Source organism: Candidatus Thiosymbion oneisti (assembly GCF_004359955.1).
Classification (GTDB): Bacteria; Pseudomonadota; Gammaproteobacteria; order Chromatiales; family Chromatiaceae; genus Thiosymbion; species Thiosymbion oneisti.
In genome coordinates, this window is sequence record NZ_SMSC01000015.1 from 70869 (window position 1) to 83501 (window position 12633).

Consider the following 12633-nt stretch of genomic DNA (forward strand, 5'->3'; position numbering starts at 1 on the left):
GGACATGGAGCTCGCGATTCACAACGACAGCGCCGCCGGTCTACAGGTTTCAGACCAGGTGTTCGGCGCCGAGTACAAGCCGGGTCTCATCCACCAGGTGGTGACCGCCTACATGGCGGGTACACGCGCGGGCACCAAGGCCCAGAAGAATCGCTCCGCGGTGGCCGGCGGCGGTAGCAAGCCCTACCGGCAGAAAGGCACCGGCCGGGCGCGGGCCGGCACTAGGCGCAGCCCCATATGGCGCGGCGGGGGCGTGACCTTTGCCGCCCGGCCGCGGGATTGGTCCCAGAAGGTGAACCGTAAGATGTATCGCGGCGCCGTCCGCTCGATCCTCTCGGAGCTGGTTCGCCAGGATCGCCTGCTGGTATTGCCCGAGCTCAAGTTGACGGCGCCTAAAACCAGGGAACTGGTGCAAAAGCTACGGGAGTTGGGTGTCACGGATGTCCTGCTCGTGACCGCGGGTTTCGATGAGCCCTTGTTCCTGGCGGCGCGCAATCTCATCCAAGTGGACGTGATGACGGCGCAGGAGGTGGATCCGGTGAGTATGATCGCGTTCGACAAGCTGGTCCTGACCGAAGGTGCGGTCCGCAAGCTGGAGGAACGGCTGGCATGAACCGCGAGCGCTTGATGCAGGTGCTGCTGAGTCCGATCATCTCCGAGAAGGCCAACATCGCTGCGGAGGTGAGTGCCCGGTATGCGTTTCGGGTCGTCCCGGACGCCGACAAGCGCGAGATCGGTCGGGCCGTGGAGCTGATGTTCGATGTCAAGGTGGACCGGGTCCAGGTGCTCAACATGAAGGGCAAGCGCAAACGCTTTCGGCAGCGTATGGGCAAGCGACCGGGCTGGCGCAAGGCCTATGTGCGGTTGCAGCCCGGCCATGAGATCGACTTCGGCGGTGGGGCTTGAGACTTGGTTTGAAGAGGATTTTTTTTGGGTTTTTAGTCCGCAAATGAACGCAAATAAACGCAAATCTCTGCTGGCTCCCACGCTCCAGCGTGGGAGCAAAATCCCGACGCTCCAGCGTCGATAAGCAACCAGGTAACACAGCCAACGCCTATTGGTACCGGGGGTACAGTCCGCTGGAGCGGACAAGACGGCATTCCCACGCTGGAGCATGGGAACGAGCGCACATCGCACAAAGACGCCAAGGCACAAAGAGAGACAAGGATAAAAGGGGAATGACAGCAGGCGTCAGGTCTTTAGCTTGAGATGAACATTCATCGGATTACCAACGGCAAGAGAGGAGCCTTCTTCGTGTCTTTGTGGCTTAATGCTGGCTCCCACGCTCCAGCGTGGGAGCAAATCCCGACGCTCCGGCGTCGATAGGCGACCGGGTAGCACAATCAACACCTATTGGCACCGAGGGATACAGTCCGCTGGAGCGGACAAGATAGCATTCCCACGCTGGAGCGTGGGAACGAGTGCGACAAGAAAAAATCCTGTTAATCCTGAACATCCTGTTAATCTTGTCCTATTGGAACATTGCGACGAAGGTTCAGATGAAACCGTAATCGGGCAAAGGCCGAGAAATAGTTAGAACATGGCAATCGTAAAAACAAATCCGACCTCCCCAGGACGGCGCTTCGTGGTCAAGGTGGTGACGCCGGAGTTCCACAAAGGCGATCCGTTCGGTCCGCTGCTGGAGAAAAAGCATCGGTCCGGCGGGCGTAACAACAAGGGTCGCATCACAGTGCGCCATCGTGGTGGCGGACACAAGCGGCGCTATCGGGTGGTCGACTTCAAGCGTAACAAGGAGGGTGTACCCGCGGTTGTCGAGCGAATCGAGTACGACCCGAATCGCAGCGCCAACCTGGCCCTGCTCAAGTATCTGGATGGAGAACGCGCCTACATCATAGCGCCCAAGGGTCTCAAGCGCGGAGATCGGGTACAGGCGGGCGAGGATGTGCCCATCAGCGCAGGCAATTGCCTGCCGTTGCGCAATATCCCCTTGGGTACCCTGGTGCACTGCATTGAGATGCGTCCGGGTAAGGGTGCACAGCTGGCCCGAGCGGCCGGCAGTTCCGCCCAGCTCATCGCCCGTGAAGGTCGGCATGCCACGCTGCGCATGCGTTCCGGGGAGATGCGCAAGATCTTTGCCGAGTGCCGCGCGGTGGTCGGCGAGGTCGGTAACGCCGAGCACAGCCTGCGCAAGCTGGGCAAGGCGGGCGCCAAGCGTTGGCGCGGGGAGCGTCCCACCGTCCGCGGGGTGGTCATGAATCCGGTCGATCACCCCCACGGCGGCGGTGAGGGCCGGACCTCGGGTGGCCGTCATCCGGTCACGCCCTGGGGGGTCCCTACCAAGGGCCACAAGACCCGCAGCAATAAGCGCACCGACGGGATGATCGTGCGTCGCCGCGGTAAGAAATAGCCCTCACTCCGCCCTCTCCCGGGGGAGAGGAATACCAAGGAGCGCAGAAAGCGCATTTAGTTTAATTGAGGTTGAGCAAGTGGCACGTTCCATTCGCAAGGGACCCTTTGTCGATCACCACCTGATGAAGAAGGTGGAAGAGGCGGTCGCCCAAAACAGCAAGCGCCCCATCAAGACCTGGTCGCGCCGCTCCATGGTGTTGCCGGAGATGGTCGGCTTGACCATCGCGGTGCACAACGGGCGGCAACACGTCCCTGTCCTGGTCAACGAGAACATGATCGGGCATAAGTTCGGTGAGTTTGCGCTGACCCGTACCTACCGGGGACACGCAGCCGACCGCAAGGCCAAGAAGTAGGCCCAAGAGATAAGCGAGGACAGGCACATGCAGGCCGCAGCAAGCATCAGGCATGCCCGCATCTCGGCGCAGAAGGCGCGCCTGGTGGCCGATCAGATCCGTGGTCTGCAGGTGGAACAGGCCATAAACCTGCTGGTATTCAGCCCCAAGAAGGGGGCCGGAATCATCAGGAAGGTCCTGGAATCGGCCATCGCCAACGCGGAGCATAACGAAGGTGCGGATGTCGATGAGCTCAAGGTGGCAAGGGTCCAGGTCAACGAGGGGCCGGTCATGAAGCGTATCCGGGCCCGCGCCAAGGGCCGGGCGGGCCGGATTTTCAAGCGTACCAGCCACATCAGCGTGACTGTCGCCGAGAGCTGAATATTATGGGTCAGAAAGTACATCCAACCGGCATCCGTCTAGGGATCGTCAAAGACTGGACGTCCAAGTGGTACGCCGCTTCCAAAGACTATGCGGATCTTCTCAACACGGATCTTCAGGTGCGGGATTTCATCAAGAGGCGCCTCGCCCAGGCGTCCGTCAGCCGTATCCAGATCGACCGTCCGGCCAAGAATGCCCACATCACTATTCACACGGCGCGCCCAGGGGTGGTGATCGGCAAGAAGGGAGAAGGCATCGACCGGCTGCGCAAGGAGGTGTCCGAGAGGATGAGGGTCCCGGTGCATATCAGCATCGAGGAGATCCGCAAGCCGGAGCTCGATGCCTGCCTGGTGGCGGAAAATGTCGCCGGGCAGCTCGAGCGCCGCGTCATGTTTCGGCGGGCCATGAAACGGGCGGTGCAGAACTCCATGCGACTAGGCGCCGGGGGGATTCGGATCAACATTGCCGGACGCCTGAACGGTGCGGAGATCGCCCGCAGCGAATGGTATCGCGAGGGGCGGGTGCCTTTACACACCCTGCGTGCGGACATCGATTACGGCCTCGCCGAGGCGAAGACGACCTATGGCGTGCTCGGCGTCAAGGTGTGGATCTTCAAAGGTGAAGTGTTTGCAGGTCAAGAAGCGGAAGAGCCGGTCGCCGGAAAGACCACTCGTCGCGCAAGGGGCTGATCCATGCTGCAACCGAAGCGAACCAAATTCCGCAAACAGCATAAAGGGCGCAACCGGGGTTTGGCCCAGGCTGGCAACCGGGTCAACTTCGGCGAATACGGTATCAAGGCTGTCTCGCGGGGGCGGCTGACCGCGCGCCAGATCGAGGCCGCGCGCCGCACCATCACGCGCAAGGTCAAACGCGGCGGGAAGCTGTGGATCCGGGTGTTTCCCGATAAGCCCGTCTCCAAGAAGCCCTTGGAGGTGCGCATGGGTAAGGGCAAGGGCAATGTGGAGTACTGGGTCGCCTTGGTCCAACCGGGGAAGGTGCTCTACGAGATCGAAGGCGTACCCGAGCCTCTGGCCCGCGAGGCATTTGGATTGGCCGCGGCGAAATTGCCCGTCCGGACCACCTTTGCGCAGCGGACGGTGATGTGATGAAGGCGAACGATCTGAGAACCAGCAGCGCCGGGGAACTCCGGACCCAGCTCGAGGAACTGCTCAGAGAGCAATTCAATCTGCGGATGCAGAAGGGAACCGGGCAGCTCTCGCGCCCCTCGCAAATGCGTGCGGTGCGGCGTGATATCGCCCGGATCAAGACCCTGATGACTGAACTGAAGGCAGGCAAATGAGCGAGGAAGCGAAAAAGAACCGCAGATTGACCGGGCGCGTGGTCAGCAACGCCATGGACAAGACCATCACCCTGGTGGTGGAACGGCGTGTAAAGCACCCGCTGTACGGCAAGTTCATCCGCCGCTCGACCAAGATCCACGCCCATGACGAGGCCAACGAATGTAATCCGGGCGATCTGGTGACCGTCGAGCAATGCCGTCCGCTCTCCAAGACCAAATCCTGGCGGGTCATGGATATTCTGGAAAAGGCGGGGTGATTAATGATTCAGATGCAGACCAATCTGGGCGTTGCCGACAACAGCGGCGCCAAGCGTGTGCAGTGCATCAAAGTGCTCGGTGGCTCGCACCGACGCTATGCCGGTATCGGCGATGTGATCAAGGTTACGGTGAAGGACGCCATCCCGCGGGGCAAGGTTAAAAAAGGCGATATATTCAGCGCGGTGGTGGTGCGCACCAAGAAAGGCGTGCGGCGTCCGGACGGGTCCGCGATCCGCTTTGACGGCAATGCCGCGGTCTTGCTCAACAACCAGATGCAGCCCATCGGAACCCGCATCTTCGGACCGGTGACCAGGGAGCTGCGCAGTGAGCACTTCATGAAGATCGTCTCGTTGGCGCCGGAAGTCCTATAGTTCTACTTTGTCACGAGTGGCCTATTGCTGCTTTTCTGGATTTTGTTATTTTACAGAATTCCTTATGAATCAGTTTGGTTATTCTGGAATGTGACAAAGTAGAAATATAATAGAGTTGTACCCTTTGTAACATGCTTAAAAAGGAGATAATAGCCGGAGGGGTGGGGTATTTATATAATGATAAACTAATTAACGAGAGATATTTGTGTAAAGGGAATTGCTGTAACGAGTTGCCAAGCCTATGTTAGGGATCGTAGGTTTAGGGTATGTAGAGTAAACTGGAAGCACATTTGAATTCACCGAACTGTATGCCGGAAAAAGGTATCCTCAAGGTCGAACATCTTGGTGAGTACAAACTCGGAATTTTGGCTGAATAAAATTGAGTATGGGAAAAATGATTCGGTCGCTTTAATCTATCCGCAGATTACGCAGATTCTCGCAGATTAAAAACGAAACAATCTGTGGAAATCTGTGTAATCTGCGGATGAAAAAGATAATGTGATCTTTTGCGGACGATTTGCGTTTATTTGCGCTCATTTGCGGAAAAACATGATTCCCATATTAGCGATACTGCTGTACTGAAGCGGTTAAATAGAGATCAACCCATGCGCAAGATCAGACAGGGTGACGACGTCGTCGTCCTCACCGGCAAAGACAAGGGAATGCGCGGGTCCGTGCTGCGGGTGCTCGACAAAGATCGGGTCATCGTTGAGAACATCAACATGGTCAAGAAGCATCAGAAACCCAACCCCCAACGTAATCTACCCGGTGGCATCATCGATAAGGAGATGCCCCTGCATGTATCGAACGTGGGGCTCTACAACCCGGAGAAGGATGGTCCGGATCGGGTAGGTTTCAAGCGCCTCGAGGATGGCCGCAAGGTGCGGGTGTTCAAGTCCAACGGCGAAGTGGTCGACGTTTGAGGTATGCCGTCATGTCCAGATTACAGACAGCGTATCGCGAGGAGGTGGTCGGCCGGCTCATGGACAGATTCGGCTACCGTACCCTCATGCAGGTGCCGCGGGTCGAGAAGATCACCCTCAACATGGGAGTAGGCGAGGCCATCGCCGACAAGAAGGTGATGGAGAATGCGGTCTCCGACCTGCGCTTGATCTCAGGTCAGCGGCCCATCGTAACCAAGGCGCGAAAATCGGTCGCCGCGTTCAAGATCCGTGAAGGCTGGGCCGTCGGTTGTAAGGTCACGCTGCGGCGCGAGCGCATGTACGAGTTTCTCGATCGGCTGATCAACATCGCGATCCCGCGCGTCCGTGATTTCCGGGGCTTGAGCGCCAAGGCGTTCGATGGACGCGGAAACTACAGCCTAGGCATAAAAGAGCAAATCGTGTTTCCGGAGATCGATTACGACAAGATCGACACCTTGCGCGGTTTGGACATCACCATCACCACGAGTGCACCCACCGATGAAGAGGGGCGGGCGTTGCTCGAGGCCTTCAAGTTTCCCTTCAGGACCTGAGAACCCGATATGGCGAAAAAAAGCATGGTGGCGCGGGAAGTCAAGCGCGCACAGGTTGCAGCCAAGTATGTGGCCAAACGCACGGCCTTGAAGGCCGTTATCAACGACCGGAGCGCAAGCCGCGAGGAGCTGAACGAGGCGCTTATAAAGTTGCAGAAGCTGCCGCGGAACGCCAGTCCCTGTCGCCGCCAACGGCGCTGTCGGGTAAGCGGTCGTCCCCACGCCGTCTACCGCAAATTCGGCCTGAGCCGCAACAAACTGCGCGAGGCCACCATGCGGGGAGACGTTCCGGGTCTTGTGAAGGCGAGTTGGTAAGCTTGTTAGCTACCCCCCAAAGCGTCACTTTGCTTTGGTTTCTGCGTTGGCCGATGCTTGATGTTTTAGGCCCGCAAGTTTTTAGACCAATCTAAATAACAGTAAAGGAGGGACCATTATTTGGCTTAAGACTCAACCACTATGCACTGAAGTGCATAGGTTGCCCCCTGGACTGAAAGTCCTAAATCATTCCAGGATAATGTTTCCTGTATCCATATTGGATGGGTGACGGTGATGCTCCAAGTATTCTTGAACCATTTCGTCTGTTACATTCCCTGTTGTCTAAGCACCCTATCCTATCACCCAAAAATACTTTCCCCAATATCGTTTTTTAGCTCGGGGAATTCGCTTTGAAGAAACGGTATGATTACTGCATCTTTGATCGCTCATTAGCTCATTAGCTCATTAGCTCATTAGCTCATTAGCTCATTAGCTCATTAGCTCATTAGCTCATTATAGAATACCTGTGTAGCAGCTAAAGCCTTGCACTAAAGTGCATAGTTTTGGACTAGCGTGCTGTGACAATAAAATATAATGGGAAAGGGGCCAGACTCAATTGATAGGTTGTTCTTCGCAGATCACTCCGCCTAACATTCGGCTGTAGGCGGCCCAATGCTGCGGTTCGGCTCCTCAGGAACTTCAAGCCCAGTGTCACCCGGCATTAGGCGCTTGAGCCAAGCCGTTAGCACAAAAATAGAACATCTGTACTTCAATACAACATCAGGATAAAAAGCCATGAAATGGTCAGAGATTCGCTCACAACATCCCGATAAGTTTATTTTAATTGGGGATATTGTAGAAGAAAGAATATCAGGGTCAAAATCGAAGATTCTTGAAGGCAATATTTTAGAAGTCACTGATGATGGAAAAGCAATTCGTAAAGCCTATCGGAGATTTAGAGATAAAGGCTATAATGTTATATATTCTTTGCCAACAACCCCATCAGAATTTGTAGTAGAGGATGTGCCAATAAAGGGCATCCTTAAATGATATTTAAATGGGAGAGTGGTCTGATATGGATATCGCTCGATTGTTGAGTATGAAGGCCAAAACTATAACATTAAAAATTGTATCGTTGATACTGGTTCAGCTACCACGGCAATTGATATAGGCTTGGTGGATTTTAACTGTCGTAAGCCGGCAGTTATAAAACGATTACATGGAGTTGGCGGGGGTGTTCAGGAAGTAGTTTCTCAAAAAGTTGAAAGACTCGTATTTGGTGAAGCTGATCTAGAAAATATTGAAATCGAGTTCGGTGATCTACAGGATGACTTCGGAATAAATAGATTTATCGGAAATGATATTCTGACGTAGGTTTTTAATAAGCATCGACTATTCCAAGCAGGAGATAATCTTCAAATCAGGATAGCAAATGGACAATTAATTACTAGAAATATCGGTTTTATGATTATCAGGATCGACAAGTCATTTACTATAGATGAAGTCGTATTTGCTCAAAAAGGAGATTTGGATCTATTAGGTGAAAGATCGCTGGAAGGACTTAATCTCAGTGTCGACTCGAAACGAAAAAGACTTGTTGCTGCCGGGCCTCATCCAGTAGCGTAATTGAGGTAAAATATGCGCTTTACGGTCGAAACAGAGCGGGAGACGGATGGGCGATGGATTGTTGAGATACTCGAATTGGAAATGCATTAGAACGGAGGAAAAAATGGGATTGTTTAGTGTGGGTTGTCTTATTGAAAACCAACAAGATAGGAAGCGTAAAGTACGTATTCCCAAGATATTGGTTGACACAGGAAGTGATCTCACGTGGATCAATTATCAGTATTTAAAAGAAATCGGAATAGATACGGAAAAGAAAGATTTGAGATTTAAAATGGCCAATGGTCAGGAAATCACTCGTTCAGTAAGTTTTGCTATTGTTCGCGTTGGCAAAGAATTTACAACGGATGAAGTGGTTTTCGCCCAAAAGGGTGATCTTCAGCTATTAGGTGCACGTACTTTGGAAGGTTTGAATATGAAGGTAGATTCCAGGAATAAAAAGCTTGTCGCTGCTGGCCCATTTATTGCGGCAGGCAATATAAGAGAGATTTTTTAATAGCACCGATTTTAGTGGAGATTGCCAGAAATACAGAATCGAAAATAAACGTGGAATATGCAATAGAAGTCGATGGCAGATTGATCGGTTCATTGGATTACTTAATACGGCTAAAACAAGAATTGATCGTGATTGAAGCAAAGAAAGGTGACTTGGATAAAGGATTTAATCAGCTATCGGCAGAGTTAATAGCTTTAGATAAGTATGAAGAAGGCAATGAGAATGATAGATTGTATGGTGCTATCACTGTAGGTGATATTTGGAAATTTGGCGTTCTTGAAAGAAAACGACAACATATTACAAAGGATATTGACAGTTTTACAATTCCAGGAGATTTGGAGAGAGTTTTTTCGATATTGATCGGTATTTTAGTGGCATAGATTACCGAAGTCTACGAGGCATTTATTGTCCCAGCCCGCTAGTCCAAAACTATGCACTTTAGTGCAAGGCTTTAGCTGCTACACAGGTATTCTATAATGAGCTAATGAGCGATCAAAGATGCAGTAATCATACCGTTTCTTCAAAGCGAATTCCCCGAGCTAAAAAACGATATTGGGGAAAATATTTTTGGGCGATAGGATAGGGTGCTTAGACAACAGGGAATGTAACAGACGAAATGGTTCAAGAATACTTGGAGCAGCACCGTCACCCATCCAATATGAATACAGGAAACATTATCCTGGAATGATTTAGGACTTTCAGTCCAGGGGGCAACCTATGCACTTTAGTGCATAGTGGTTGAGTTCTGCCGGTGCGGATGACGAAAAAGCAAAAGCGGCGGCGAGAGCGCTTGCCGATTACGAATCGAGTTTTAATCGCATAGACAGCGACCTGCGAGTCCTCAAGTGGATGGTCGGAGCGATCCTGGCCGGTGTTGTTTCACTGGTAATTAAAGGCTTCTTTGTATAACGCAGCTACAGGAATTTTTATCCGCAAATGAACGGTGATTCTACTTTGTCACATTCAGCCTAACTTGTTGATATTTGAGGATTTCGTTATTTCCACAGATCTCGGTGGGTCACTCTGTAATGTGACAAAGTAGAACTAGCGTCCATTTGCGTTTATTTGCGGCTAAAAGTTCAAACAATGGGTATCGCGCCTAATGGCGGTTTGACCCGAGGAATTGCACATGAGTATGTCGGATCCCATCGCGGATATGCTGACCCGCATCCGCAACGGGCAGGCCCGCGGCAAGGTCGCCATTGCCATGCCGTCGTCCAAGCAGAAGGTGGCAATCGCCAATCTCCTCAAGGAGGAAGGCTACCTCGATGAGGTAAGCGTCGAGTCGGAGACCAAGAAACCGCAGCTGGTCGTCAGGCTCAAATACTACCGTGGTAAACCGGCTATCGAGCTCCTCAGGCGGGTCTCCCGTCCGGGGCTTCGCATCTACCGGGGTAAGGACGCATTGCCGCAGGTCATGGGCGGATTGGGCGTTGCCATCGTCTCTACGTCCAAGGGCCTGATGTCTGACCGAGCGGCCCGGGCGGCCGGACACGGCGGCGAAATCCTCGCCTATGTTGCCTAAAAGGTAAGGAGGCGAGCGATGTCACGTATAGCCAAAGCGCCCATTGCCGTCCCCAAGGGGGTCGCGGTGGAGATTTCCGGACAAGACGTCAAAGTCAAGGGGGCCAAGGGCAATTTGTCCTGGCGCGTCCACCCCAAGGTCAGCGTCACCCAGGACCAGGGCGAGCTGAAGGTGAAGCCGATCGACGAGGCCAAGGCGTCCTGGGTCCTGGCGGGGACTACCCGGGCCCTGGTCAATAACATGGTCATCGGCTGTGGGAGCGGTTTTGATCGCAAGTTGACCCTGGTCGGTGTCGGCTACCGTGCCCAGGCGAAGGGCAAGGTCCTGAACCTGAGCCTGGGCTTCTCGCACCCGATCGATTATCCGGTGCCCGAGGGGGTGCAGATTACGACCCCTTCCCCCACGGAGATCGTCGTGAGTGGTGCCGACAAGCAGTTGGTAGGACAGGTGGCCGCCGAGATTCGTGGCTTCCGTCCGCCGGAGCCCTACAAGGGTAAGGGCGTGCGCTACGCGGACGAGCAGGTCCTGCGCAAAGAAGCGAAGAAGAAATAGAGGGTAGGGGATGGACAAGAAGCAAGCCCGTATGCGCCGCGCGGCGCGGGCCCGCGCCAAAATCCGGGAGCTGGGTGCTTATCGTCTGTGTGTCTTCCGCACCCCCCGTCACATCTATGCCCAGATCATCGATCCGGACGCTAGCCGGGTGGTTGCCAGTGCCTCCACCCTGGAGAAGCAGTACCGCCAGTCGAGCACAGGACATGCGGGCAATGCAGGAGCCGCGGCGGTTATCGGCAAGATCATTGCCGAGCGCGCCAAGTCGGCAGGTGTCGAAACGGTGGCATTCGATCGCTCCGGCTTCCGCTACCATGGCCGGGTCAAGGCCCTGGCGGAAGCGGCGCGGGAAAACGGGTTACAATTCTAGGGGCTTAAAGATGGCGAATTACAATCCTAAGCCGGAAGGTGACGGCTTACTCGAAAAGCTGGTGGCGGTGAACCGGGTCGCCAAGGTGGTCAAAGGCGGTCGTCAGTTCGGCTTCTCGGCCCTGACCGTAGTGGGCGACGGCAAGGGCCAGGTCGGCTACGGCACCGGCAAGGCGCGCGAGGTCCCGGTAGCCATCCAGAAGGCCATGGAGGGTGCGCGCAAAAACCTGGTCGAGGTCAAGCTCAATGGCACGACCCTGCAATACTCCCTGGTCGGCCGTCACGGCGCGGCGCGGGTCTTCATGAAACCCGCCTCCGAGGGTACCGGCATCATCGCGGGGGGTGCCATGCGCGCGGTGTTCGAGGTGCTTGGGGTGCAGAATGTACTGGCGAAGTGTATCGGAACCAATAACCCGATCAACGTGGTCCAGGCTACCATCAAGGGTCTTCGGGGCATGTTGAATGCCGAGGACGTGGCCGCGAAACGCGGCAAGACGATCGAGGAGATTCTGGGGTAGGCGATGACGGACAAGCAGACAATGAAGGTCACCCTAGTGCGTGGCCTGGGCGGTCGACTGGCGACACATCAGGCGTGCGTGCGCGGTCTCGGGTTACGGCGCATGCACCAGGTGGTGGAGGTCGAGGACACGCCGGCGACCCGCGGCATGGTGAACAAGGTCTCCTATATGGTCAAGGTGGTGGAGGAAACACCCGATGCGCCTCAATGACATCCGGCCCGCGCCGGGCAGCAAGCGTACCGCCAAGCGCGTCGGTCGCGGTATCGGTAGCGGCTACGGCAAGACCTGTGGGCGTGGTCACAAGGGTCAAAAATCCCGTTCCGGCGGTGGTTACCTCAAGGCGGGGTTCGAGGGTGGCCAGATGCCTTTGCAGCGCCGCCTGCCCAAGGTGGGTTTTCGCTCGCGCAAGGCACAGCTCAAAGACGAAATCCGGTTGCATGAACTCGCCGGTATCGATGGCGATGTGGTCGATCTTGCGGCCCTGCGGAAGGCGGATCTGATCTCGGGAAGGATCAGGCACGTCAAGATCATTGCCTCCGGAGTTCTCGATCGTGCCCTCCGGGTACGTGGCCTGGTGGTCACCAAGGGTGCGCGTGCCGCCATCGAGGCGGTGGGTGGCACGGTCGAAAAGGAGTAAACCCTAACCTCTGGGCTTGTCTCCTAATAGTACAGGATTAACAGGATTTCCAGGATTATTTTTCTGAATAATCAGTTATAAGATCCTGTTAATCCTGGAAATCCTGTTAATCTTGTCCTATTAGCGGTTGGCACGACGATTATGTCAACAGCCCCTAGTTCCGAACCCTTTCAAA

General features: G+C 54.7%; 23 protein-coding genes. All 23 read left to right on the forward strand.

Going from position 1 to position 12633, the window contains the following annotated elements:
- Positions 1–4 precede the first annotated feature (4 nt).
- The 23 genes from rplD to rplO all read left to right on the forward strand — a co-directional run bounded on the left by rplD (position 5) and on the right by rplO (position 12458).
- Positions 5–613 (forward strand): 50S ribosomal protein L4, encoded by a 609-nt coding sequence (gene rplD / locus E1958_RS10370; protein WP_133511817.1) that lies wholly within the window; start codon positions 5–7, stop codon positions 611–613.
- A complete protein-coding gene (rplW, locus tag E1958_RS10375; RefSeq protein ID WP_133511818.1) occupies positions 610–906 on the forward strand; it encodes a 50S ribosomal protein L23 in 297 nt (98 codons plus the stop codon). The genes rplD and rplW overlap by 4 nt, the downstream gene beginning before the upstream one ends.
- Positions 907–1540: 634 nt before the next feature.
- Positions 1541–2368 carry a 50S ribosomal protein L2 gene (gene rplB / locus E1958_RS10380; RefSeq protein ID WP_133511819.1) on the forward strand — a complete coding sequence of 276 codons (828 nt, stop codon included), beginning with the start codon at positions 1541–1543 and terminating at the stop codon, positions 2366–2368.
- A gap of 79 nt (positions 2369–2447) precedes the next feature.
- The gene (gene rpsS, locus E1958_RS10385; protein WP_089729655.1) at positions 2448–2723 is read left to right on the forward strand and encodes a 30S ribosomal protein S19; all 276 of its coding nucleotides are present in this window, start codon (positions 2448–2450) and stop codon (positions 2721–2723) included.
- A 27-nt stretch (positions 2724–2750) separates the two neighbouring features.
- Complete coding sequence (gene rplV / locus E1958_RS10390) at positions 2751–3083, forward strand: 50S ribosomal protein L22 (protein ID WP_133511820.1); 333 nt, start codon at positions 2751–2753, stop codon at positions 3081–3083.
- Positions 3084–3088: 5 nt separating this feature from the next.
- Positions 3089–3772 carry a 30S ribosomal protein S3 gene (gene rpsC / locus E1958_RS10395; protein ID WP_133511821.1) on the forward strand — a complete coding sequence of 228 codons (684 nt, stop codon included), beginning with the start codon at positions 3089–3091 and terminating at the stop codon, positions 3770–3772.
- Between the two features lie 3 nt (positions 3773–3775).
- Positions 3776–4189 (forward strand): 50S ribosomal protein L16, encoded by a 414-nt coding sequence (rplP, locus tag E1958_RS10400; protein ID WP_133511822.1) that lies wholly within the window; start codon positions 3776–3778, stop codon positions 4187–4189.
- Positions 4189–4383, forward strand: coding sequence for a 50S ribosomal protein L29 (gene rpmC / locus E1958_RS10405; RefSeq protein ID WP_133511823.1), 195 nt, complete (start codon positions 4189–4191; stop codon positions 4381–4383). The genes rplP and rpmC overlap by 1 nt, the downstream gene beginning before the upstream one ends.
- Positions 4380–4640 (forward strand): 30S ribosomal protein S17, encoded by a 261-nt coding sequence (rpsQ, locus tag E1958_RS10410; protein WP_133511824.1) that lies wholly within the window; start codon positions 4380–4382, stop codon positions 4638–4640. Before rpmC ends, rpsQ begins: the two co-directional genes overlap by 4 nt.
- 3 nt (positions 4641–4643) lie before the next feature.
- Entirely contained in the window at positions 4644–5012 is a 369-nt protein-coding gene (rplN, locus tag E1958_RS10415) for a 50S ribosomal protein L14 (RefSeq protein ID WP_133511825.1), read from the forward strand.
- Positions 5013–5617: 605 nt separating this feature from the next.
- Positions 5618–5935 carry a 50S ribosomal protein L24 gene (gene rplX / locus E1958_RS10420; RefSeq protein ID WP_133511826.1) on the forward strand — a complete coding sequence of 106 codons (318 nt, stop codon included), beginning with the start codon at positions 5618–5620 and terminating at the stop codon, positions 5933–5935.
- Between the two features lie 11 nt (positions 5936–5946).
- On the forward strand, positions 5947–6486 hold the full coding sequence (gene rplE / locus E1958_RS10425) for a 50S ribosomal protein L5 (RefSeq protein ID WP_133511827.1): 540 nt from the start codon (positions 5947–5949) through the stop codon (positions 6484–6486).
- 9 nt (positions 6487–6495) lie between these two features.
- Complete coding sequence (gene rpsN / locus E1958_RS10430; RefSeq protein WP_133511828.1) at positions 6496–6801, forward strand: 30S ribosomal protein S14; 306 nt, start codon at positions 6496–6498, stop codon at positions 6799–6801.
- A gap of 735 nt (positions 6802–7536) precedes the next feature.
- The gene (locus tag E1958_RS10440) at positions 7537–7791 is read left to right on the forward strand and encodes a hypothetical protein (protein WP_133511829.1); all 255 of its coding nucleotides are present in this window, start codon (positions 7537–7539) and stop codon (positions 7789–7791) included.
- Positions 7792–8470: 679 nt separating this feature from the next.
- A complete protein-coding gene (locus E1958_RS10445) occupies positions 8471–8860 on the forward strand; it encodes a retropepsin-like aspartic protease (RefSeq protein WP_165742031.1) in 390 nt (129 codons plus the stop codon).
- 50 nt (positions 8861–8910) lie between these two features.
- Positions 8911–9240: a hypothetical protein gene (locus E1958_RS10450; RefSeq protein WP_133511831.1), complete on the forward strand. Its 330-nt coding sequence runs from the start codon at positions 8911–8913 to the stop codon at positions 9238–9240.
- A gap of 358 nt (positions 9241–9598) precedes the next feature.
- Entirely contained in the window at positions 9599–9769 is a 171-nt protein-coding gene (locus E1958_RS10460) for an integrase (protein ID WP_133511832.1), read from the forward strand.
- 220 nt (positions 9770–9989) lie between these two features.
- Entirely contained in the window at positions 9990–10385 is a 396-nt protein-coding gene (gene rpsH, locus E1958_RS10465) for a 30S ribosomal protein S8 (RefSeq protein WP_133511833.1), read from the forward strand.
- Between the two features lie 18 nt (positions 10386–10403).
- Entirely contained in the window at positions 10404–10937 is a 534-nt protein-coding gene (gene rplF, locus E1958_RS10470) for a 50S ribosomal protein L6 (RefSeq protein ID WP_089729682.1), read from the forward strand.
- 10 nt (positions 10938–10947) lie between these two features.
- Positions 10948–11304 carry a 50S ribosomal protein L18 gene (gene rplR, locus E1958_RS10475; RefSeq protein ID WP_133511834.1) on the forward strand — a complete coding sequence of 119 codons (357 nt, stop codon included), beginning with the start codon at positions 10948–10950 and terminating at the stop codon, positions 11302–11304.
- A gap of 10 nt (positions 11305–11314) precedes the next feature.
- Positions 11315–11821 carry a 30S ribosomal protein S5 gene (gene rpsE / locus E1958_RS10480; RefSeq protein ID WP_133511835.1) on the forward strand — a complete coding sequence of 169 codons (507 nt, stop codon included), beginning with the start codon at positions 11315–11317 and terminating at the stop codon, positions 11819–11821.
- A gap of 3 nt (positions 11822–11824) precedes the next feature.
- Positions 11825–12031 (forward strand): 50S ribosomal protein L30, encoded by a 207-nt coding sequence (gene rpmD / locus E1958_RS10485; protein ID WP_133511836.1) that lies wholly within the window; start codon positions 11825–11827, stop codon positions 12029–12031.
- The gene (gene rplO, locus E1958_RS10490) at positions 12018–12458 is read left to right on the forward strand and encodes a 50S ribosomal protein L15 (protein WP_133511837.1); all 441 of its coding nucleotides are present in this window, start codon (positions 12018–12020) and stop codon (positions 12456–12458) included. The genes rpmD and rplO overlap by 14 nt, the downstream gene beginning before the upstream one ends.
- Positions 12459–12633: the final 175 nt, after the last annotated feature.

What these genes read in the sequence shown, in the direction of transcription:
- rplD (WP_133511817.1), top strand. Translation starts at nt 5, where the DNA reads ATGGAGCTCGCGATTCACAACGACAGCGCCGCCGGTCTACAGGTTTCA.
- rplW (WP_133511818.1), top strand. Translation starts at nt 610, where the DNA reads ATGAACCGCGAGCGCTTGATGCAGGTGCTGCTGAGTCCGATCATCTCC.
- rplB (WP_133511819.1), top strand. Translation starts at nt 1,541, where the DNA reads ATGGCAATCGTAAAAACAAATCCGACCTCCCCAGGACGGCGCTTCGTG.
- rplV (WP_133511820.1), top strand. Translation starts at nt 2,751, where the DNA reads ATGCAGGCCGCAGCAAGCATCAGGCATGCCCGCATCTCGGCGCAGAAG.
- rpsC (WP_133511821.1), top strand. Translation starts at nt 3,089, where the DNA reads ATGGGTCAGAAAGTACATCCAACCGGCATCCGTCTAGGGATCGTCAAA.
- rplP (WP_133511822.1), top strand. Translation starts at nt 3,776, where the DNA reads ATGCTGCAACCGAAGCGAACCAAATTCCGCAAACAGCATAAAGGGCGC.
- rpmC (WP_133511823.1), top strand. Translation starts at nt 4,189, where the DNA reads ATGAAGGCGAACGATCTGAGAACCAGCAGCGCCGGGGAACTCCGGACC.
- rpsQ (WP_133511824.1), top strand. Translation starts at nt 4,380, where the DNA reads ATGAGCGAGGAAGCGAAAAAGAACCGCAGATTGACCGGGCGCGTGGTC.
- rplN (WP_133511825.1), top strand. Translation starts at nt 4,644, where the DNA reads ATGATTCAGATGCAGACCAATCTGGGCGTTGCCGACAACAGCGGCGCC.
- rplX (WP_133511826.1), top strand. Translation starts at nt 5,618, where the DNA reads ATGCGCAAGATCAGACAGGGTGACGACGTCGTCGTCCTCACCGGCAAA.
- rplE (WP_133511827.1), top strand. Translation starts at nt 5,947, where the DNA reads ATGTCCAGATTACAGACAGCGTATCGCGAGGAGGTGGTCGGCCGGCTC.
- rpsN (WP_133511828.1), top strand. Translation starts at nt 6,496, where the DNA reads ATGGCGAAAAAAAGCATGGTGGCGCGGGAAGTCAAGCGCGCACAGGTT.
- E1958_RS10440 (WP_133511829.1), top strand. Translation starts at nt 7,537, where the DNA reads ATGAAATGGTCAGAGATTCGCTCACAACATCCCGATAAGTTTATTTTA.
- E1958_RS10445 (WP_165742031.1), top strand. Translation starts at nt 8,471, where the DNA reads ATGGGATTGTTTAGTGTGGGTTGTCTTATTGAAAACCAACAAGATAGG.
- rpsH (WP_133511833.1), top strand. Translation starts at nt 9,990, where the DNA reads ATGAGTATGTCGGATCCCATCGCGGATATGCTGACCCGCATCCGCAAC.
- rplF (WP_089729682.1), top strand. Translation starts at nt 10,404, where the DNA reads ATGTCACGTATAGCCAAAGCGCCCATTGCCGTCCCCAAGGGGGTCGCG.
- rplR (WP_133511834.1), top strand. Translation starts at nt 10,948, where the DNA reads ATGGACAAGAAGCAAGCCCGTATGCGCCGCGCGGCGCGGGCCCGCGCC.
- rpsE (WP_133511835.1), top strand. Translation starts at nt 11,315, where the DNA reads ATGGCGAATTACAATCCTAAGCCGGAAGGTGACGGCTTACTCGAAAAG.
- rpmD (WP_133511836.1), top strand. Translation starts at nt 11,825, where the DNA reads ATGACGGACAAGCAGACAATGAAGGTCACCCTAGTGCGTGGCCTGGGC.
- rplO (WP_133511837.1), top strand. Translation starts at nt 12,018, where the DNA reads ATGCGCCTCAATGACATCCGGCCCGCGCCGGGCAGCAAGCGTACCGCC.